This is a genomic window from Halorhodospira sp. 9628 (assembly GCF_022228075.1).
GTDB lineage: Bacteria > Pseudomonadota > Gammaproteobacteria > Nitrococcales > Halorhodospiraceae > Halorhodospira > Halorhodospira halophila_A.
This window is the reverse complement of the sequence record NZ_JAJNRF010000005.1, coordinates 88,449-107,692: the sequence shown is the minus strand read 5'-3', so window position 1 is coordinate 107,692 and position 19,244 is coordinate 88,449. Positions and strand designations below refer to the sequence as shown.

At 68.7% G+C, this 19,244-nt stretch carries 19 protein-coding genes; 9 read left to right on the top strand and 10 right to left on the bottom strand.

Annotation, left to right across the window (positions count from 1 at the left end):
• Positions 1 to 7 precede the first annotated feature (7 nt).
• Positions 8 to 886, top strand: coding sequence for a hypothetical protein (locus LRG10_RS07045; RefSeq protein WP_238635024.1), 879 nt, complete (start codon positions 8 to 10; stop codon positions 884 to 886).
• Positions 879 to 1,907, top strand: a complete 1,029-nt coding sequence (csx17, locus tag LRG10_RS07040) for a type I-U CRISPR-associated protein Csx17 (protein WP_238635023.1) — start codon at positions 879 to 881, stop codon at positions 1,905 to 1,907. Before LRG10_RS07045 ends, csx17 begins: the two co-directional genes overlap by 8 nt.
• Before the next feature lie 204 nt (positions 1,908 to 2,111).
• Here csx17 and LRG10_RS07035 read toward each other — a convergent pair whose 3' ends face one another.
• From LRG10_RS07035 to LRG10_RS07005, 7 genes are all read right to left on the bottom strand, one after another.
• Positions 2,112 to 2,525, bottom strand: coding sequence for a hypothetical protein (locus LRG10_RS07035; RefSeq protein WP_238635022.1), 414 nt, complete (start codon positions 2,523 to 2,525; stop codon positions 2,112 to 2,114).
• Between the two features lie 62 nt (positions 2,526 to 2,587).
• Positions 2,588 to 4,354: an SLC13 family permease gene (locus LRG10_RS07030; RefSeq protein WP_238635021.1), complete on the bottom strand. Its 1,767-nt coding sequence runs from the start codon at positions 4,352 to 4,354 to the stop codon at positions 2,588 to 2,590.
• Between the two features lie 4 nt (positions 4,355 to 4,358).
• Entirely contained in the window at positions 4,359 to 4,958 is a 600-nt protein-coding gene (cysC, locus tag LRG10_RS07025; RefSeq protein WP_201173434.1) for an adenylyl-sulfate kinase, read from the bottom strand.
• A 20-nt stretch (positions 4,959 to 4,978) separates the two neighbouring features.
• Positions 4,979 to 5,899 (bottom strand): branched-chain amino acid transaminase, encoded by a 921-nt coding sequence (locus tag LRG10_RS07020; RefSeq protein ID WP_201173433.1) that lies wholly within the window; start codon positions 5,897 to 5,899, stop codon positions 4,979 to 4,981.
• A 100-nt stretch (positions 5,900 to 5,999) separates the two neighbouring features.
• Positions 6,000 to 8,855: a bifunctional [glutamate--ammonia ligase]-adenylyl-L-tyrosine phosphorylase/[glutamate--ammonia-ligase] adenylyltransferase gene (glnE, locus tag LRG10_RS07015; RefSeq protein WP_201173431.1), complete on the bottom strand. Its 2,856-nt coding sequence runs from the start codon at positions 8,853 to 8,855 to the stop codon at positions 6,000 to 6,002.
• Positions 8,856 to 8,894: 39 nt separating this feature from the next.
• Positions 8,895 to 9,587, bottom strand: coding sequence for a hypothetical protein (locus LRG10_RS07010; RefSeq protein ID WP_201173429.1), 693 nt, complete (start codon positions 9,585 to 9,587; stop codon positions 8,895 to 8,897).
• 12 nt (positions 9,588 to 9,599) lie between these two features.
• Complete coding sequence (locus LRG10_RS07005; RefSeq protein WP_238635020.1) at positions 9,600 to 10,169, bottom strand: isoprenylcysteine carboxylmethyltransferase family protein; 570 nt, start codon at positions 10,167 to 10,169, stop codon at positions 9,600 to 9,602.
• Between the two features lie 152 nt (positions 10,170 to 10,321).
• Between LRG10_RS07005 and folB the strand changes: the two genes are divergently transcribed.
• Together folB and folK are read left to right on the top strand one after the other, a co-directional pair.
• The gene (gene folB, locus LRG10_RS07000) at positions 10,322 to 10,678 is read left to right on the top strand and encodes a dihydroneopterin aldolase (RefSeq protein ID WP_238635019.1); all 357 of its coding nucleotides are present in this window, start codon (positions 10,322 to 10,324) and stop codon (positions 10,676 to 10,678) included.
• The gene (gene folK / locus LRG10_RS06995; RefSeq protein ID WP_201173417.1) at positions 10,675 to 11,163 is read left to right on the top strand and encodes a 2-amino-4-hydroxy-6-hydroxymethyldihydropteridine diphosphokinase; all 489 of its coding nucleotides are present in this window, start codon (positions 10,675 to 10,677) and stop codon (positions 11,161 to 11,163) included. Before folB ends, folK begins: the two co-directional genes overlap by 4 nt.
• On the opposite strand, the gene LRG10_RS06990 is transcribed toward folK, so the two are convergent.
• The 3 genes from LRG10_RS06990 to groES form a co-directional block, all read right to left on the bottom strand.
• Positions 11,160 to 12,125: a lysophospholipid acyltransferase family protein gene (locus tag LRG10_RS06990; RefSeq protein WP_238635018.1), complete on the bottom strand. Its 966-nt coding sequence runs from the start codon at positions 12,123 to 12,125 to the stop codon at positions 11,160 to 11,162. The two genes, folK and LRG10_RS06990, sit on opposite strands and share 4 nt — an antisense overlap.
• Before the next feature lie 163 nt (positions 12,126 to 12,288).
• A complete protein-coding gene (gene groL / locus LRG10_RS06985) occupies positions 12,289 to 13,941 on the bottom strand; it encodes a chaperonin GroEL (protein ID WP_201173411.1) in 1,653 nt (550 codons plus the stop codon).
• Positions 13,942 to 14,016: 75 nt separating this feature from the next.
• Positions 14,017 to 14,307 carry a co-chaperone GroES gene (gene groES, locus LRG10_RS06980; RefSeq protein ID WP_201173410.1) on the bottom strand — a complete coding sequence of 97 codons (291 nt, stop codon included), beginning with the start codon at positions 14,305 to 14,307 and terminating at the stop codon, positions 14,017 to 14,019.
• A gap of 234 nt (positions 14,308 to 14,541) precedes the next feature.
• On the opposite strand from groES, the gene cutA reads away from it, so the two are divergent.
• The 5 genes from cutA (at position 14,542) to accC (ending at position 19,199) form a co-directional block, all read left to right on the top strand.
• Positions 14,542 to 14,862 (top strand): divalent-cation tolerance protein CutA, encoded by a 321-nt coding sequence (gene cutA / locus LRG10_RS06975; protein WP_238635017.1) that lies wholly within the window; start codon positions 14,542 to 14,544, stop codon positions 14,860 to 14,862.
• Between the two features lie 14 nt (positions 14,863 to 14,876).
• Complete coding sequence (gene dsbD / locus LRG10_RS06970; protein WP_238635016.1) at positions 14,877 to 16,706, top strand: protein-disulfide reductase DsbD; 1,830 nt, start codon at positions 14,877 to 14,879, stop codon at positions 16,704 to 16,706.
• 187 nt (positions 16,707 to 16,893) lie between these two features.
• Positions 16,894 to 17,340, top strand: coding sequence for a type II 3-dehydroquinate dehydratase (aroQ, locus tag LRG10_RS06965; RefSeq protein WP_201173403.1), 447 nt, complete (start codon positions 16,894 to 16,896; stop codon positions 17,338 to 17,340).
• Between the two features lie 20 nt (positions 17,341 to 17,360).
• Complete coding sequence (gene accB / locus LRG10_RS06960; RefSeq protein WP_238633302.1) at positions 17,361 to 17,846, top strand: acetyl-CoA carboxylase biotin carboxyl carrier protein; 486 nt, start codon at positions 17,361 to 17,363, stop codon at positions 17,844 to 17,846.
• 9 nt (positions 17,847 to 17,855) lie between these two features.
• Complete coding sequence (gene accC, locus LRG10_RS06955) at positions 17,856 to 19,199, top strand: acetyl-CoA carboxylase biotin carboxylase subunit (protein WP_238635015.1); 1,344 nt, start codon at positions 17,856 to 17,858, stop codon at positions 19,197 to 19,199.
• The last annotated feature ends 45 nt before the right edge of the window (positions 19,200 to 19,244 follow it).

Sequence of the window (19,244 nt, the reverse complement as noted above, 5' to 3'; positions counted from 1 at the left end):
TGGTAATGTGGATCCCACAGGGGGTTGGGTGCGGGTCGAGCAGACCGCCCGAAACATCCGGGACTGGCTCAGCCGCCTGGGCGTGCTCGGCGATGCCGGGGAACCGGATCGGGTGGCCGTGCATGCGCTGATGGGCGGTGAGGCGGATCTGCGCCGCGGGGCTTGGGCGGCCTATCCGGAGCAGGACGCCGTGCTGGTGGGCACCCAGGACATGCTCCTCTCCCGCGCGCTGATGCGCGGCTACGGCATGAGCCGTTACCAGTGGCCGGTCCACCATGCCCTGCTGCACAACGACGCCCTGTGGGTGTTCGACGAGGTCCAGCTGATGGGTCCGGCCCTGCCCACCACCGCGCAGCTGGAGGCATTCCGGCGCGATCTGGGCACGACCGGCCCGTCGCGCAGCATCTGGGTCTCCGCCACCCTGCAGGCGGAGTGGCTCGATACCGTGGACTTCCGCCGCCACCGCCAGGATGGGGTCGCGCTGGCCGACCATCTGGACCACGTCGCTGCGGCTGCGCGGGCGCTGGCCAAGGCCCTGGCGTGGCTCGGTTACCGACCAAGGGTGCCTGTGTCCATGGAAAGCTTTGCGGACCCGGTGCAGCGCGACGACTGGATCCAGAACAAACACATGCAGGTGTTCTCGCTCTTTAGCGATACCCACCCTGAAACCACCATCGATGTATTCGTTACGGAACCGTTCTCCTTCGAGGACGAGTACCAGCGGGCTGATCGTTACACCATCGAGTCGGGTGTCGAGATCCGCGCCGTCACCCCGGAAACACTGATCGCTATGAAGCGCATCGCTGATCGGGACCGGGATCGCGATGACATCCAGCACTTGCAATGGATCATCGAGGAGCGTCGCCAGGAGCCGGGTGATGACTAGGAATACGAAAGATCCCTGGGAGTCCGCCACCTTTGAAGGCGCCCGCCGCGCCCAGATCCGGCGGAGCATGCGGCTGTCTCCGCGGCGCCGTCTGGAAGCCATGATCGAGCTCGAACAAACGGCAAAATACCTGGCCGCTGTACCCCGCGCGAGCACAACGGAGGCAAGTACCTCACGGAGTGTCAACGAACCGTCTTCGGGTTATGACGGGATCTCTGTCTCGAGGGAGCATAGCCTTGTCCTCTCCGGCTGCACGCCGGTCCCTCTGGCGAGTTACCTCAAGGCCCTGGGCATTCTGCGCCTGGTCGTCGAGCAGGCGGATCCGGAGGCCCGCGGCTGCTGGCAGAACGAGCAGTTCGTCCTGGAGAGCCGGCTGGATGCGGAGGAACTGAAGCGGTTCTTTCTGGAGGAATATCGGCCGACGCCGCTGCTCGCCCCCTGGGGCGCCCGTTCGGGCTTCTACCCCGGGTCGGCGGAGTCGGGAGCGCGGAAGATCCTGGAAACGATCGAGGCAACCGAGGACGCCCGCCTGGAATTCTTCCGCCAATCTATTCAGGACGTCCGTGCCTTATTGAAGCGGTACGGGTTTTCAGAAAAGCCCGGCGACGATCGCAAGCTGGAGCTACTGCGTCTCTGCCGTGCAGAGCTTCCCGAAGAGCTCGTGCAGTGGTTGGATGCGTGCTACACGCTGACCGCTGACTGGCGCCGTTTTCCGCCGTTGCTCGAGACGGGCGGCAATGAGGGAAGCGGTAGCTACCTCTTCGGCTTTGGGCAGATGGTCGTGGATTGCCTGCACAAGCGAGTCCACGACACAGCGCTGGATGCGGCCCTGCTTGGAGCTAGCGTCCCGGATGCCCAGACAGACCAATTGCCAGGTCAGTTTGCCCCGGATATGGCTGGAGGCCCAAACCAGGGTGCGGGGTACTCCGGGGATCTTACCACTAACCCTTGGGATTGCCTGCTCGCACTGGAAGGGACATTGCTCTTTTACTCGGCAACCACGCGTCGGTCTGGGCGCTAACGCGCCTCTGGCGGGCGAGGGGTCAAGTGGTGGGCGATCCCCCGGGCAGCCCGGAAGAGTGTCGTATGCGGGACCGCTCGCAAGGCACCGCTGTAAACCGCCCAGTATGCGGGTCTCCAAGGGGGCTGAATTCCGTGGCTGAAAGCCACGGCCTCATTGAGCCTATTCTGAGTCCCGCCAATTACCCGGTGCGCAGGAGCGGATTCAGTCCTGCGCGAAGCCCGGCAGATGGAACGCCGCCGCCTCGGAGACCTCCTGCAGGCCGCACTCCCTGGGGATCGGGGGCGGGGCGCCGGCGAGCACCTCCAGGACGGTCCGGACGCCGCCGGCGAGGGCTTCCAGGTGGTAGCCCCCCTCCAGCACAAAGGCCAGTCGGCCCTCGCAGTGCCGGTCGGCGATCCCTTGTACCACACCGGTCGGGGCGCCGAAGCCGGCGAAGGTGGCGTTGAGGGCCAGGTCGAACTGGTGTGCGTCGAAGCCGGCCGAGACCTGCACCAGGTCCGGCTGGAACCAGTCCGCTGCGGGCACCAGGATGTCGTTGAAAGCGCTGAGCAGGGCCGCATCACCGGGGCCCGCCGGCAAAGGGGCCGAAGCGGTGCCGATCTTGCGAGTGGTCATAGGGCCAGTATATGACCAGCGAGCGGCGGGCGTTGGGACAGGGCGGCCGGCGTGAGGTCGGCTCAGAAGGGCCACACCCACGGGATCACGGCCAGCGCTACGGCGCCGGTGACCAGGTTCAGCGGCAGGCCGGCGCGCAGGTAGTCGGTAAAGTGGTAGCCGCCGGGGCCGTAAACCATCAGGTTGGTCTGGTAGCCCATGGGGGTGGCGAAGCTCGCCGAGGCGGCTAGCATGATCGCCACGGCAAAGGGGACCACGCTGACACTCAGATCCGCGGCGACGGACGCGGCGATGGGGACCATCAGAACGGCCGCCGCGTTGTTGGTGATCACGGAGGTGAAGAGCACGGTGACCAGGTAGACAACTGCCAAGTTGAGCCAGGGCACCTCGCCGGCAAGCTGCAGGAGGCCCCCGGCAATGACGGCGGCCAGCCCGGTCTGGTCCATCGCCGCGCCGATGCCGAAAGCGGCGGCGATGGTCAGGATCACGGACCAGTCCACCGATTGCCGCGCGGCGTTGAGCGTCATGCAGCGGGTGGCCAGCAGCGCGGCGCCGGCAGCCAGTGCCCCCTCCAGCATGCTTAGCCATCCGACGCCGACGACCCCGAGCATCACGCCGAGGATCCCCAGCGCCAGCCAAGCCCGGTCGTGGCGCGGCACGGCGGAGCCCTCGATGCCGCGGACGAGCAGAAAGTCGCGGGCGTTGCGCTGGCGCTCGACGAACCCCTCGCCGGCCTCGATCAGGAGGGTGTCGCCGGGGCGCAGGACGATGTCACCGATCTTGCCGTCGACCCGCTCGCCATTGCGGGCGACGGCAATGACCACGGCGTCGTAGCGGGTTCGGAAGCGGCCGTCACGGACCGTCCGGTTGGCCACCGGGCAGGTCTCGGAGACCACCACCTCGACGAGCCGGCGGTCGGAGCGGCGGCCGTCGAGCTTGAAGACCTGATCCGTGGCCGGTTGGAGGCCGCGTATCTTCTGCAGCTCCACCACCGAGTCCACCACGCCGACGAAGACCAGGCGGTCGCCGGCGCGCAGCTTCTCCCGGGGCGAGACCGCGGGCAGGATCTCGCCGCCGCGGTCGATCTCCATCAGGTAGCAGCCGGGCAGATGGCGCAACCCGGCCCGTTCGATGGTCCGGCCGACCAGCGGCCCGCTGGGCTCGACGATCATCTCGACCGTGTACTCGCGCGGATCTTCGAGGGTCTCCGCCGCCGGTCGGCGATCCGGGAGCAGCCAGCGGCTGGTGGCGAACATAAAGGCCAGCCCGACGATCAGCACCGGGATGCCGACCCAAGCGAGTTCGAAGAGCATCAGCCCCTCGCCGGTGCGTTGCTCCAGCGCGCCGTTGACCACCAGGTTGGTGCTGGTGCCGATGAGCGTGCAGGTGCCGCCGAGCATGGCGGCGTAGGACAGCGGCAGGAGGAGTTTCGACTCGGCGAGGTTGTGCTTGCGTGCCCAATCCCCCACCGCCGGGATGAGCATGGCCACCACCGGGGTGTTGTTGAGGAACGCCGAGAAGCCGGCCACCGGCAGGGTCAGCCGGCGCTGGGCATCGAGCAGGGAGCGCGGGCGACCCAGCAGGCGGGTGCTGACCCACTGGACCCCGCCGGTCTCGCGGATGCCGGCCACCACCACGTAGAGCGCGGCCACGGTGAGCACGCCGGGGTTGGAGAGGCCCTCGAAGGCCTCCCTGGGCCCGATCACGCTGCTGACCAGGAGCACGGTCACCGCCCCGAGGAAGGCCATGTCCGGAGCCAGGCGCGTTGTGATTAGGGTGGTCAGCAGGGCGACGACGACGGCGGCCGTCAGGTACGCCTCCCAGCCCATGGCGCTAGATCGCCCCGCGCTGCTGGAGGGCCTGCAGGAGGTGTGCGGTGGCGGTCTCGACGCTGTCCCGGTCGGTGTCGATGATCAGGTCCGGGTCGTCCGGCGCCTCGTAGGGGTCGTCGATGCCGGTCATCCCCTGGAGCTCGCCGCGCCGCGCGCGGGCGTAGAGGCCCTTGGGGTCGCGCTGCTCGCAGGTGGCCAGCGGGGCGCGGACGTGGACCTCCAGGAAGCGTTCGGCGCCGATGGCCTCGCGCACCCGGGCGCGGTCCTCGCGATAAGGCGATATGAAGGCGGTGATCACGATCAGGCCGGCATCGAGCAGCAAGCGGGTGACCTCGCCGATGCGGCGGATGTTCTCCTGCCGCCCGGCGGCGGAGAGGTCCAGGTCCCGATTGAGCCCGTGACGGATGTTGTCGCCGTCGAGCAGGAAGCTGTGGCGCCCCCGCTCATGCAGGGCGTGCTCCAGGGCGTTGGCCAGGGTCGACTTGCCGGAGCCGGAGAGGCCGGTCAGCCAGACCGCCACGGGCCGTTGCCCGAGGGCCGCGGCGCGGTCCTCGGGGCGGATGCGGGTCTGGTGCCAGACAAAGTGCGGCTGTTCCGGCATGGCGGTGACCGCTGCCAGGCTCAGACGAAGGTGAGCCAGTCGGTGTGTGCCGGGTCGCGTCCCTCCACCGCCGCGAAGTAGCGCGACTGCAGCCGCTCGGTGATCGGTCCGCGGTGCCCGGGGCCGATGGTGCGGCCGTCGAGCTCGCGGATCGGCGTGACCTCGGCAGCGGTACCGGTGAAGAAGGCCTCGTCGGCGATGTAGACCTCGTCGCGGGTGATCCGCCGCTCGCGCACCTCGATGCCCTCCTCGGCGGCCAGGCGCAGGATGGTGTCCCGGGTGATGCCCTCAAGCGCCGAGGTGAGCGCCGGGGTGTGGAGCACGCCGTCGCGGACCATGAAGAAGTTCTCGCCGGAGCCCTCGCAGACGAAGCCGTCCACGTCGAGCAGCAGCGCCTCGTCGCACCCGGCCCGGGCGGCCTCCTGCACGGCGAGCATCGAGTTCATGTAGTTGCCGTTGGCCTTGGCCCGGCACATGGCGATGTTCACGTGGTGGCGGGTGAAGGAGCTGGTCTGCACGCGGATGCCCCGCTCCCGGCTCTCGTCGCCGAGGTAGGCGCCCCAGTGCCAGGCCGCCACCATGGTGTGGGTCCGCAGGCCGTCGGCGTGCAGCCCCATGCCCTCGGAGCCGTAGAACGACATGGGCCGGATGTAGGCGCTGCTCAGGCCGTTGCGGCGGACCGCGTCGATGCATGCCTGGTTGATCGTCTCGGGCGTGTGGGCGATCTCCATGCCGAGGATCTTGGCGGAGTTGAAAAGCCGCCGGGTGTGCTCGTGCAGGCGGAAGATCGCCGGCCCCTGATCGGTGGTGTAGGCCCGCAGCCCCTCGAAGACGCCCATGCCGTAGTGCAGGGTGTGGGTCAGGCAGTGGACCCGGGCCTCGCGCCAGGGCAGCATCTCACCATCGAGCCAGATGGAACCGTCGCGATCGGCGAAGGACATGGAATGAATCTCCGTCGGTAGTCATCGGGACCTGGGTGCAGCGCCGCAGTTTGCCATACTTGCCCGGCCGATGCCGCCCGCTGCCGGCGCGAAGGCGCCTTTAACCCTCCATGATCCGCTCCCAGATTCCGCTTACGGCCGCCCGCTCGTCGGCGAGCTCCTCGCTGTCGACCGCGGCGTCCTGATCCTGCAGGGCGAGCTGGTGGACGCGGCGCCGGTAAGCGCGGTAGGCGCCGGCCAGGCGGTTGGCGTCCGCCTCGTCCAGCCGACCGGCCCGGGCGAGCTCGCGCAGCAAGCGGATGTTGTCCGGGTAGCGGGTCAGCTCTGGGTGGTCGTGGGCGGCGTCGAGGACGCCGTACTGGACGATGAACTCGATATCGGTCAGCCCGCCGCGGTCGTTCTTGAGGTCGAAGCGCCCGGCGCGGCGACTGCCTTTCTCCTTGCGCTGGCGCTCGCGCATGCCGGCGACGGCCTCGCGCAACGCCGCTGTGTCGCGTCCCTGGCAGAGCACCTCGGCGCGGATCCGCTCGAACGCCTCGCGTGGTCCGGGGTCGCCGGCGACGCCGCGGGCCCGCACCAGGGCCTGGTGCTCCCACGTCCAGGCACCCTCGTGCTGATACTGGCGGAAGGCGTCCAGGGTGGTGCTCATCAGTCCGGCATTGCCCGACGGGCGCAGTCGGGTGTCGACCTCGTAGACGATGCCCCCGGGGGTGACGGTGTTGAGGACGTGGACCACGCGCTGGGCCAACCGGGCGAAAAAGACCTGGTTGTCGATGGACCGCTCGCCGTCGGTATGCTGCGCCTCGCCGCGGCTGTCGTGGAGGAAGACCAGATCCAGATCGGATCCGTAGCCCAGCTCCAGGCCGCCGAGCTTGCCGTAGCCGGCCACGGCGAACCCGGCCTCGCGGCGCTTGCCGTCATCGGTGCACATGGGCCGGCCGTGGCGGTGGACCAGGTGGGCGCGGCAGATGGATACCGCTCGCTCCAAGGCGGTCTCGGCGATCTGGGTGAGGTAGTCGCTGACCACCATCAGCGGTGCGGCGCCGGAGACATCGGCGGCCGCCACCTTGAGTTGGTTGGCCTGTTTGAACTGGCGCAGCGCCTCCATCTGTTGCTCGAGGTCATCCTCGGCGATGCGCCGCAGGCGGCTGTCCAGATCCGTTTCCAGGGCCTCGCGCCCGAGGGGTTCGTAGAGGGTGCGGGGGTCGAGGAGTTCGTCGAGCAGCAGCGGGTGTGCCGCCAGGAAGCGCGCCACCCACGCCGAGGCGTCGCAGAGCTGGACCAGCTGCGAGAGCGCCATGGGGTGCTCGACCAGCAGGGCCAGGTAGGCGGTGCGCCGGGCCACCGTCTCGATCAGGTCGAGGATCCGCTCCAGGGCCAGATCCGGGCGGCGGGCGCGCACGCAGGCGTTGATCACCAGGGGCATCAACCGGTCCAGGCGGTGGCGGCCGCGGGCCGACAGCGCGCGCACCTCGGCGCCCTCGCGAAGGCGCTCAAGGCGTCGGGCGAGGTGTCCGGGCTCGGGGAAGCCAAGACCGTGAAGCCGTTCGGCGGCCTCGTCGGGGTCCAGGTGGCCGTTCCACAGCAACTCGGCGGGGTCCTCGTCGCCCTCGGCGTCCTCGGCCTGCGGGGCGGCGAAGACTTGGTCGAAGTGGTCGTGGATGTGCCGCCGGGTCGTTTCGAGCTCCGCCTCGAAGGTGTCGGCGTCGTCGTAACCGGCGGCCAGTGCCACCCGGGTACGGCCGATGGGGTCCTCGGGCACGGTGTGGCTCTGCTCGTCGGCGAGCATCTGCACGGCGTTTTCGACCCGGCGCAGGAACCGGTAGCCGCCGCGCAGCTCCTCGACCGCGTGCTCGGGCAGCAGCTGCTGATCGGCGATGGTCTCGAGGGTGGTCATCAGCCGCCGCGAGCGCAGCGCCGGATCGCGGCCGCCGCGGATCAGCTGGAAGGCCTGGGTAACGAACTCCACCTCGCGGATTCCGCCCAGGCCGGTCTTGATATTGCGTGCCGTCCCGCGCCGCTGCACCTCGCGGGCGATCATCGCCTTCATCTCGCGGATCTGCTCGAGGGCCCCGTAGTCCAGGTAGCGGCGGTAGACGAAGGGGCGCAGGCTGCGGGTCAGCTCGTCGCCGGCGGTGTAATCCCCACCGACGCAGCGCGCCTTGATCATGGCGTAGCGCTCCCACTCCCGCCCCTGGCTTTCGTAGTAGGTCTCGACGGCGGAGAAAGGCAGGGCCAGGGGGCCGGCGTCGCCGTTGGGGCGCAGGCGCATGTCGACGCGGTAGGGCTGGCCGTCGGGAGTGATCTCGCTGAGCGCGCCGATGAGCTGTCGGCCGAGCTTGACGAAGAACTCGTCGTTGCTGCGTGGCCGGTTGCCGTCGGTCTCCCCAGTCTCGGGGAAGGCGAAGATCAGATCGATGTCCGAGGAGAAGTTCAGCTCGCGTCCGCCGAGCTTGCCCATGCCCAGCACCACCAGGTGCTGGGGATCGCCGTCGGGGCTGCGCGGGGAGCCCCAGCGCTCGGACAGGGCGCGGTGGAGCCAGCCAAGGGTCAGATCGATGCACGCCTCGGCCAGGTCGCTGGTCTCCTCCAGGGTCTCTTCCAGTCCGGTCCAGCCGGCCAGGCTGCGGTAGGCGATGCGCACCATCTCGCGGCGCCGGAAGCGACGCAGGGCGCGGTAGAGCTCGGCCTCTTCGGTGGCGGCGTCGAGGCATGGGCGCAGGCGCTGCCGGTGTCCGCTCTCGCCGTAAGCGGTGAATAGGTCGCCGCTTTCGGCCAGGTCGTGGAGCAGCTCCGGCTGCCGTTCGGCGACGGCCTGGGCGACGAAGTCGCTGGCGGCGACGACCCGGGGCAGGCTGGCGGTGATGCGTTCGTCGTCGGGCACCGCCCCGGCCTCGTGCAGGGTGGCCAGGTGGCGCTCGGCGAGCTCGTGCAGGGAATCGGGTAGGGCATCCATGCCCGCAGTTTCGGCGCCGGGGCGGGGCGGTGTCCAGTCTCAGCGGCCCAGGCGGCCCAGGCGGCCCAGCTGGCGCAGCCCCTTGGCCACGCGCTCGATGACCGTTCGTCGCTGCAGCCGGGCGACGGCGGGGGGCATGCGGGCCGGATCCTTGCCCCATCCGTAGCGGGCCCAGGCGTTCCAGTCCTGCTGCGCCGCCCAGCGCCACAGCGGCCCGCCGCGGCGATCCGGGTCGCGCAGCAGGGCGGTGCCGAAGTCGATCACCACCGCCTCGTGCTCTGGGGTGAGGATGATGTTGTCGTGGCGCTTGAGATCGGCGTGGGCCACGCCGCGCGCGTGCATGCCGGCGATGGTCCGGCGCAGGCCGACCACCGCGGGGTGTGGGGTGGCAGCATCCGGTGTGCGCACGTAGGGAAAGCGGATCTTCCACCCCGGCTGGTACGCCAGGACCAGCCACGCACCTGCGTACAGGCCGTAGCAGTGGGCGATGCCGGGTACGCCCGCCAGGCGCTGGTAGATGCGGTATTCGCGGCGGATCGCCCAGCGGCTGGCCGCATACGCCAGCCCGGGTCGAGGTGTCTTGATCACCAGCGGCGGGTCGTGGTCCGCGAAGATATGGACCTGACTCTGATTGGCGGTGGTCCCCCGAGGCGCATCGCCGCCGCTGCGCAGCAGGGCGGCGATGCGCTCTTCGGTGAGCGGGGGCGTCGCGTCGGCGGGGGGCTCGGCCATGGCTGCGGGGCGTCAGCCGAGACGCAGCCCCATGATGATCAGACCGATGGTCAGCAGCGTGGCGATGATCGGCTCGCCGTTGGGCTGGAGGCTCTGGCGGAACGACCAGCTGGTGACGTTCAGCGGGCGATCCGGGTTGAGATTGGGGATCAGCGCCGAGGTCTTGGCATGCCACGGCTCCCACTGCTCGGGGAATTTCTTGCGCAGCTTGGCGTCTTCCTTCTGGATCGCCGGCGGGTAGTAGAGGATGGCGAAGGCGAGGGCGACCGGAACCAGCCACAGGACCTGGCCAGCCATGAGGAAGCCGCCGATGATCAGAAAGTTGCCCACGTACAGCGGGTGGCGGACCAGGGCGTAGGGGCCGTCCTGGGCCAGTTCCTTGTCCTTGCTCAGGTAGCCGGCCGCCCACAGGCGGAAGAGGATGCCGGCACCGGCGATGATCGCGCCGAGGGTGTACAGCCAGCCTACGGTGGGGGCGCTGACGACGACGATGACGATCAGCAGCAGGATGCCGAGCGCCTGGCGCGCCTTGTGCCGCTCATGGACGACGGAGTTGTAAAGGCTCTTGGGATGGAGGTTCATGCGCTTCTGCCAGCCGGGTGTCGGAAATGGCCGGAAGCGTACCATCGTCGCCGGGTGGCTTCTAGCCGGAACTGCCTGCTGCGGGTTGTTGCTGGGAGCGCCCCGGCGGGCCGGCTTGCAACTTGCCAGCTGCGGACGGAGACTGGGCGGCCATGGATACCGTCTTCATTCGCGGCCTGCAGGTCGAGACCGTTATCGGCATCTTTGAGTGGGAGCGGCGCATCCACCAGCGGGTGCGCATCGACCTAGAGATGTCCGCCGATATCGCCCGGGCTGCAGCGACCGACTCCATCGACGACGCCCTCGACTACAAGGCCATCGGCAAGCGGATCATTGGGTTCGTCGGGGAGAGTGAGTTCCTGCTCGTGGAGACGCTGGCCGAGGAAGTGGCGAAGATCGTTCGCGACGAATTCGGCATGGCGTGGCTGCGGCTTTCGGTGAGCAAGCCCGGCGCGCTGCGCGGCGCGGACGATGTGGGCGTGACCATCGAGCGAGGCGAGCGGATTTGAGACAGGCGTATCTGAGCATCGGCAGTAACATCGACCGCGACCGCAACATCCGCTCCGCCATGGCGGAGCTGCGCACGCGCTGGCCGGACATGGTGTTCTCCACCGTCTACGAGACCGCAGCGGTGGGTTTCGAGGGCGAGGACTTCTACAATCTGGTGGCGAGCTTCCGGGCCGAGGAGCCGCTGGAGAACGTCCTGGATACCCTGCGCGAGTTGGAGGATGCCCACGGCCGGCATCGGGCCGGCGAGAAGTTCTCCGCGCGGACCTTGGATCTGGATCTGCTGCTGTGGGGGGATGCAGTCCTCGAGGGCGATCCGGTGACCCTGCCCCGGGATGAGATCCTCCGCTTCGATTTTGTCCTCCGCCCCCTGGCCGAGCTGGCCCCCGAGGCCCGGCACCCGGTCAACGGGGAGTGCTTCCGCGATCTCTGGGCCGGTTTCACCGGCCACCCCTCCATCCGTCGTTCCGTGCCCCTGGCCGACTAGTCCCTGCGCCCGGCGCGGGCGTACGGGTTGGGGGCGTCCGGGTCGGGGCGCGTCTTGAAACGGCGGTGCAGCCACAGGTACTGCTCCGGGGCGTCGCGCACCTGAGCCTCGATGACCGAATTGATCCGCGTGGCGTCAGCGACGTCGTCGCCCGTCGGGAACGGCTCCAGCGCCGGCTCCAGGAAGACGTGCCAGCGGTTGCCGGCTAGGCGCCGGCAGTGCAGCGGCACCACCCGGGCGCCGGTGCTCCGCGCCAGGCGCGCGGTCATGGTTAGGGTGCTGGTCTCGACGCCCATGAACGGCGCGAAGACCGAACCCTGGCGGCCGAAGTCCTGGTCCGGGGCGTAGAAGACGACGTTGCCTTCACGCAGCACGCGCAGGATGCGACGCATGTCGGTATTGGGCAGCACATCGACCACGCCGGTGCGGCGCGCGCGCACCATGGCGGCGTTGAAGGCGCGGTCCTTGGCCGGCTTGTAGACCGGGTAGAAATCTGCCACGTGGGCACCGATGATCTTCCCGCACATCTCTACGCTGGTGTAGTGCGGCCCCAGCAGGATAACCCCGCGACCGTGCTCCCGGGCCGCTTCTAGGTGCTCCAGGCCATCGATGGTGTAGTAGGGCGCCAGGCGGTTGATGGGTGCCCACCAGGCCAGTGCGCCCTCCAGCATGCCGCGGGCGGCCGAGCGGAAGTGGCCGCGTTCCAGGCGGCGCCGTCCCCGTGTGCCCAGCTCTGGGAAGGCCAGGCCCAGATTGGTGCGCACGATGTGACGCCGGCTCGGCACGACCGCCCAGAGCAGCATGCCCAGCCCGTCCCCGAGCCGGCCGATCAGCGGGATGGGCAGCAGCGCCAGCAGGCGCAGCAGACCGAGTCCCAGCCAGGTCGGCCAGTACGCGGGGTGATAGATCTGGGTCGGCGGTTTCTTCTTCCGGCCCTTGCGGCGTTTTTTCTTATCGCTCACCAGCGGATTCGTGCTCTTTGCGGGTGAATGGGGCGGCTCGGGGCGTAGTTTGGGCCGCTGGCGGCCGGCTCGCAAGCTGCCCCCGTAGCCATGAAAAAACCCCCGCCGGGCGAGGCCCGACGGGGGTTCGGTTGCGGCGTCAGGGCGCCGGGAACCGGACGGCTTACATCATGCCGCCCATGCCCCCCATGCCGCCCATGCCACCCATGTCGCCGCCACCGCCTTCGTCGTCCTTCTTCGGCAGGTCGGCGACCATGGCCTCGGTGGTCAGCATCAGCGCGGCCACGGAGGCAGCGTTCTGCAGGGCCGAGCGGGTGACCTTGGTCGGGTCGAGGACACCGGCCTGCACCAGGTCCACGTACTCGCCGGTGGCGACGTTGTAGCCCTGGTTGCCGCTGCCCTCCTTGACCTTGTTGACGATCACGGAGGCGTCCTCGCCGGCGTTGGTCACCAGCTGGCGCAGCGGCTCCTCCATGGCACGGCGGACCAGCGCGACGCCCTGGGTCTGCTCCTCGTTGGCGCCGCTCAGGCCCTCGAGGGCGGCCAGGGCGCGGATCAGGGCCGTGCCACCACCGGGGACGATGCCCTCTTCCACCGCAGCGCGGGTGGCGTGCAGGGCGTCCTCGACGCGGGCCTTCTTCTCCTTCATCTCGACCTCGGTGGCCGCGCCGACCTTGATCACGGCAACGCCACCGACCAGCTTGGCCACGCGCTCCTGGAGCTTCTCCTTGTCGTAGTCGGAGGTGGACTCCTCCATCTGCGCACGGATCTGCTCGACGCGGGCCATGATGTCGTCGTGACGGCCGGCGCCGCCGACGATGGTGGTCTCCTCCTTGGAGATCTGCACCTTCTTGGCGGTGCCCAGGTCGTCGACCGTGGCGTTCTCCAGGGTCATGCCGACCTCGTCGGAGATGACCGTGCCGCCGGTGAGGATGGCGATGTCCTGGAGCATGGCCTTGCGGCGGTCACCGAAGCCGGGCGCCTTGACCGCGGCGACCTTGACGATGCCGCGCAGGTTGTTGACCACCAGCGTGGCCAGGGCCTCGCCCTCAACCTCCTCGGCGATGATCAGCAGCGGCCGGTTCTGCTTGGCCACGCCCTCGAGCAGCGGCAGCAGATCGCGGATGTTGGAGATCTTCTTGTCGTGGAGGAGGATCGCCGCGTCCTCGAGCTCCGCCTTCATCGTCTGCTGATCGGTGACGAAGTAGGGGGAGAGGTAGCCGCGGTCGAACTGCATGCCCTCGACAACATCCAGCTCGTTCTCCAGGCCGGAGCCCTCCTCGACGGTGATCACGCCTTCCTTGCCGACCTTGCCCATGGCATCGGCGATGATCCGGCCCACGGCCTCGTCGGAGTTCGCGGAGATGGTGCCGACCTGGGCGATGGAGTTGTCGTCCTCGCAGGGCTTGGACAGCTCGTTGGCCAGGTAGTTGGAGGCCGTCTCGGTGGCCTTCTCGATGCCCTTCTTGAGCTCCATCGGGCTCATGCCCGCGGCCAGGGACTTCATGCCCTCGCGCAGGATGGCCTGGGCCAGGACGGTCGCGGTGGTGGTGCCGTCACCGGCGACGTCCGAGGTCTGCGAGGAGACCTCCTTGAGCATCTGCGCGCCCATGTTCTCGAAGTGGTCTTCGAGCTCGATCTCCTTGGCGACGGAGACGCCGTCCTTGGTGACGGTGGGGGCGCCGAAGCTCTTCTCGAGGACGGCGTTACGGCCGCGCGGGCCGAGGGTGACCTTGACGGCGTTGGCCAGCTGGTTGACGCCGCTCATCATGCGCTGGCGCGCATCATCGGAGAAACGGATTTCCTTCGCAGCCATGGTTGGCTCCTCTGCTCGATTCGGTGTTCGGGTCTCGGGTGTCTGGCTCGCTGCGCGTTGGAAGTCGGCGCTGCGTCAGCCCTCGAAGACGGCCATGATGTCGTCCTCGCGCATCACCAGGTAATCCTGGCCGTCGATCTTGACCTCGGTGCCGGCGTACTTGCCGAACAGGACCTGGTCGCCGACGTTCACCTCGACGGGGCGACGCTCGCCGTTGTCGAGCATCTTGCCGTTGCCGACAGCGATGACCTTGCCCTTCATCGGCTTCTCGGCCGCGGTGTCCGGGATGACGATGCCGCCCGGGGAAGTGCGCTCTTCTTCAAGGCGCTGGATGACCACTCGGTCGTGCAGGGGACGGATGCTCATCGGTCCTCTCTCCCTCTCTCTTTGGTCGTGGACTCTGGGATCTGGTTCGCCGCGCTTCCCGCGGCCTGCTAGCTGTTAGCACTCGGTAACCGTGAGTGCTAATCATATCGTTCGGTTCTTCTCCGTCAAGGGCTTCCGACACCTGCTTCGGGTGACGTTCCCTGCCGGTACCCGGTGGATGAGGACGCCGATGGTAGAATTCAACCCCTGTTCAACGACCGAGGAGGTGCAGCCATGTCGAGTCGAGAACTGGTCGTCCTGTGCACCTGCCCCGATGAGGAGACCGCCCGCCGGCTCGCCGGCGAGGTGGTGGAGGCGCGGCTGGCCGCCTGCGTCAACATCGTCCCGGGGGTGACCTCCGTCTTCTACTGGGAGGGACAGGCGCAGGCGGAGACCGAGTGCCTGTTGGTGATCAAGACATCGGATTTTGCCTACACCCGATTGGAGGGGATGCTTGTGGAGCGGCATCCGTATGAACTTCCAGAGGTCATCGCGGTCGGCATCGAAAAGGGCCTGGCAGGCTTCCTGGACTGGATACGCGATGAAACCCGGTAGGAGGGTGTAAGCCGATGAAGGGCAGGATGCGTTACGACCGAGGCGGTCTGATCGCGGCGCTGTGGCTGGCGCTGGGTCTGCTGATTGCGGCCGCCCCGGCACAGGGAATGGTGGATCAGCAGGAGATCTTCCCGTTCACCGTCGAACAGGTGGGCGAGGATCGCCTGGTCGCACGCTGGGACGTGGCTGAGGACCACTACCTCTACCGCCACGCCTTCGACTTCGAGTTGCGCGACGGTGATAACGAGATCGTCGAGGTCGCGTACCCGAGCGGCGAGTCGTTCTCCGACGAGTTCTTCGGCGATGTGGTCATCTACCGGGGCACGCTGCAGGTGCACCTGGAGACCGCGGAGCCGATCGGCGAGGGGGCGCAGCTCTACGCCGAGTTCCAGGGTTGCAACGAGCCCGATTCCCTCTGCTACCCGCCAAGCAGCCTGGAGGCCGACCTCGGCTCCGGTGCCGTGCAGTACAGTGATGGCTCCGGCGGCCCCGCCGGCGGGGCCGGCAGTGGTCAGGGGCCCATGGGGGACCTGCAGGCGCTGCTCGGCGGCGGCAACCTCTGGGCCATCCTCGGGGGATTCTTCGTCGCCGGGCTGCTGCTCGCCTTCACCGCCTGCATCTACCCGATGATCCCGATCCTCTCGGGGCTGATCGTCGGCAGTCAGCCCGGCGGAGGCCGGCCCGGTACCGGGCGCGCGCTTTGGTTGTCCTTCGTCTACGTCCAAGGCATGGCGATTACCTACGCGCTGGCCGGCGCCCTGGCCGGGCTCTCCGGGCGCGCCATCCAGGCCGACCTGCAGGGGCCGGTGGTGACGGTGGCCTTCAGTGCCTTGTTCGTCGCCCTGGCGCTGGCCATGTTCGGGCTTTACAACCTGCAGATGCCGGCCTCGGTCCAGGGCCGGCTGCAGGCCGCTTCCAGCCGGTTGCCGGGCGGGCAGACGGCCGGAGTGGCGGCCATGGGTGTGCTCTCCACGCTGATTGTCGGCGCGTGCTCAGGGCCGGCACTGGTAGCCGCGCTGGCGTTCATCGGCAACACCGGCGAGGTGGTCCTCGGTGCCGGGGCGCTCTATGTCATGGCGCTGGGTATGGGGGCACCGCTGCTGGCCGTGGGCACGGCCGCGGGGCGCTGGATGCCGCGCTCCGGGCCGTGGATGGAGTCGGTCAAGCAGGTCTTCGGCTTCATCTTCCTGGGGGTGGCCTGGTGGATGTCCGCCCGTCTGATGCCGGACTGGCTGGTGCTGGCCGGCTGGGCGGCGCTGCTGCTGGCCGCCGCCGCGTGGCTCGTCTGGCGCCTGCTGCGCAGCCGTGATGGGGGCGGTTCGCTGCCCATCCGGGCGGCGGGGGCCACGCTGGCCGTTCTGCTGGCGGTGGCCGGCGGGGCGCAGGTCCTGGGGGCGGCTACCGGTGCCGGCGATCCGCTGCGGCCCTGGGTCGGGATCACCGGCGATCCGTACGCCCAGGCCCGGGCTCGCGTGCTGGAGGAGTGGCACCACGTCGAGACCCTCGACGAACTCGAGGCGCTGCTCGCCGAGGCCCGCGAGGATGGCCGGCCGGTGGTCATCGACTTCTCGGCCGAGTGGTGCGTCTACTGTGTCCAGCTCGAGGAACGCACGCTCCCGGATGAGCGGGTGCAGGAGGCCCTTGAGGGCGCCGAGAAGGTGCGCATCGACGTCACCGACATGAGCGACGCGGACCGCGAGCTGATGGAGGCGTACGGCGTCTATCTGCCTCCGGCCATCCTCTTCTATGACGGCGAGGGCGAGGAGCGCTCGGAGCATCGGGTGGCCGGCTTCAAGGATGCCGAGGCGTTCGCTGAGCGCACCCGCGAAGCCTTCGGCGGCTGATCGGCCGGCCCGCGGCTCCTTTGGAATCCGCGCCGGCCGGCAGGGTTCAGCGCCGGTCGGCGCGGGCAATACGTCGCAGCCATCCCCGGGGAAACGGCGGCGAATGTGTTGCGATCGCCGTAAAACTGGACAATCTTTCGGCGCTCAGTCAGAATCGCGGACGGTGCGAGTCGGGTGAGCGCGTCAGATGCCTAAGCTGCTGTTAATCCACGGGCCCAATCTGAATCGGCTGGGAACCCGCGAGCCGGAACGCTACGGACGGCTGACGCTTCAGGACATCGAAACCCGCTTGCGGTCCATCTGCGATGCGGCCGATGTACAGCTGCACAGCGCCCAGTCCAATCACGAGGGCGAGCTCATCGATCGAATCCACGCCGCGGCGGACGAGGGCGTCGAGTTCATCGTCATCAATCCCGCGGCCCTCACGCACACCAGCGTCGGACTGCGCGACGCGCTGCTCGCCGTCGCGCTGCCGTTCATCGAGGTGCACTTGAGCAACGTCCACGCCCGCGAGGCGTTCCGGCAACACTCTTTTCTGTCCGACATCGCCGAGGGGGTGGTCACCGGCCTCGGCGCGGACGGCTATGAATTCGCGGTCCGTGCAGCCATCCGGCGCATGGGCGGGCAGGCCTGAATACAGGGTTTCGTCGATCTATGGATATTCGCAAGATCAAACGTCTTATCGAGCTGCTCGACGAGTCCGGCGTCCACGAGATTGAGATCGCCGAGGGCGAGGAGTCGGTCCGGATCACGCGCAACGCGCCCAACCCGCCTCCGCAGCCGCAGCCGGCGTATGCTGCGCCGGCACCGGCGCCCGCCGCGGCCCCGCCGGCGGCTGCAGCCGCAGCGCCGGCCGCCGCCGGCGCCGCCGAGCCCGAGGAGGCCGGCGACGATGAGCCGGAGGGCGAGCCGATCCGCTCGCCGATGGTCGGTACCTTCTACCGGGCTCCGTCGCCGACGGCCAAGCCGTTCGTCGAGGAGGGGCAGCGGGTCAAGGCCGGCGACACGTTGTGCATCGTCGAGGCAATGAAGATGCTCAACCAGATCGAGGCCGACCGCGACGGGGTGATTACCGCCGTCCTGGTCGAGAACGGTCAGCCCGTCGAGTACGACCAGCCGCTGTTCCTGATCTCCGACTGAGTGAGCACCATGCAGAAGATCCTCATCGCCAACCGCGGCGAGATCGCGCTGCGCATCCTGCGCGCCTGCCGTGAGCTGGGCATCCGCAGTGTCGCCGTGCACTCGGCGGCTGATCGCGAGCTCAAGCACGTGCGCCTGGCCGACGAGTCGGTCTGCATCGGGCCGAACAACGTCCGCGACAGCTACCTCAACATCCCGGCGATCATCGCCGCCGCCGAGGTGACCGACTCCACCGCCATCCACCCCGGCTACGGCTTCCTCTCGGAGAATGCCGACTTTGCTGAGCGGGTGGAGCAGTCGGGTTTCGTCTTCATCGGCCCGCGCGCCGAGAGCATCCGCACCATGGGTGACAAGGTCTCGGCGATCCGCGCCATGAAGGAGGCCGGCGTACCGTGTGTGCCCGGCTCCAACGGTCCGGTGCCCGAGGACGATCCCGACGAGACGCTGCGTATCGCCTCGGAGATCGGCTATCCGATCATGATCAAGGCGGCCTCCGGCGGTGGCGGCCGCGGCATGCGCGTGGTGCGCAGTGAGGCGGCGCTGCTCAATGCCGTGTCGCTGACGCGCGGCGAGGCCGAGAACGCCTTCGGCGACGGCACCGTCTACATGGAGAAGTACCTGGAGAAGCCGCGCCATATCGAGGTGCAGGTGCTCGCAGACCACCACGGCAACGCCATCCATCTGGGCGAGCGCGACTGCTCCATGCAGCGGCGTCACCAGAAGGTGGTCGAGGAGGCGCCGGCGCCGGGGATCACCGAAAAGCAGCGCCAGGATATCGGCGAGCGCTGCGCCGAGGCGTGCCGGCAGATGGACTACCGCGGCGCGGGCACCTTCGAGTTCCTCTACGAGAACGGCGAGTTCTACTTCATCGAGATGAACACGCGGATCCAGGTCGAGCACCCGGTCACCGAGATGGTCACCGGCTGCGACCTGGTCGCCGAGCAGATCCGCATCGCCTCGGGCGAGCCGCTGAGCTGGCGCCAGGAGGACATCCAGGTGCGCGGCCACGCCGTGGAGTGCCGGATCAACGCCGAGGATCCGAAGACCCTGATGCCGTGCCCGGGCACCATCGACCACTTCCACGCCCCGGGTGGCCCCGGGGTGCGTGTGGACTCCCACGTCTACACCGGCTACGCCGTGCCGCCGTACTTCGACTCCATGATCGGCAAGCTGATCACCCATGGTCCGAGCCGGGACAGCGCGCTGGCCCGCATGCGCACGGCGCTATCCGAGATCGTGGTCAGCGGCATCGGCACCAATATCTCGCTGCAGCAGGAGATCATCGGGGATGCCGCGTTCCGCGCCGGCGGGACCGACATCCACTATCTGGAGAAGAAGCTCGCCCTCGATTAAGGCTTGCACCACGGTGCGGCGACGCCCTGTAATGGGCGCAGGCGG